Source organism: Streptomyces torulosus (genome assembly GCF_001419765.1).
In the GTDB taxonomy this organism is placed as follows: Bacteria; Actinomycetota; Actinomycetes; order Streptomycetales; family Streptomycetaceae; genus Streptomyces; species Streptomyces torulosus.
Genome location: NZ_LIRK01000610.1, coordinates 1 through 848, shown reverse-complemented (window position 1 = coordinate 848; position 848 = coordinate 1). Strand labels below are relative to the sequence as shown.

Genomic DNA, 848 nt, shown 5'->3' with positions numbered 1-848 from the left:
GCAGCAGCGAGGCCAGCGCCAGGTTGTAGGCGTACACGATCCACCCGGTGCCGATTTGACTCAGCCCGAGATCCTCCTGAAGGGACGGCAGCGCGATGTTCACGGCCGAGGCGCCGAAGACCACCATGAGCTGCGCCAGGCACATCGTAGTAAGAAGCAGCCGACGTGCCTCACCTTGACCGGCTTGCGGTCCGGGACCGGGCGCCTGCGGCAGTTGCGCTGTTTCAGCCAGGACAGGATGCGCCGCCTTGGGACGGGCAGAGGCCACCACCACGCCGTACTGCCACTCGGCCCACATTTGAGGACGCTGCCGTGCGCGCGCGGCGTGGAGCCGCTCGCATACGTATTCGTAGAGGTCCTGCACGCTGACTCGGCCGTCGGCGTTGCTGTCCGCCTCGCCGGTGCGCAGCCCCTCGATAATGGCACCGGTGAAGCGGGACGGTTCAGGATTGAGTTCGCTGAGGTGGTCGCCTTCCCACGCGTACTCGGTTCGGTTGGTCGCGGTCAGCACCGCGCGACCGTGTCCGGCTAGTTCGTCCTGGACGTACACGGTCGGATCGCCCTTGGCGCCGGGGATGAAGGCGCCGCTGTAACAGCAGTCCAGCAGCAGCACGATGGACTTGGCGCGACAGCGCGCCATCTGTGAGCGCAGGAAGTCCGCCGACACCGCCGTGGAGGCGAGTAGGTCCCGGTGCGTGTCCCGGGCCGCGAAGTAGAGCTCACCGTTGTCGCTTTTGACCCCGTGGCAGGAAATATGCAGCAAGAGCACATCGTGGCGGCCACGGCCACGGAAGAAGGCCTCGATCGCTCGGTTGACCTCGTGATGACGGGCGTCGACAACTGTCTGG

1 protein-coding gene is annotated in these 848 nt (G+C 66.3%); it reads right to left on the bottom strand.

Going from position 1 to position 848, the window contains the following annotated elements:
- Window positions 1–805 (bottom strand): caspase family protein (locus AOK23_RS35095; protein WP_240496705.1); only part of this gene is annotated, 805 nt, incomplete at its 3' end.
- Between the last annotated feature and the right edge of the window lie 43 nt (window positions 806–848).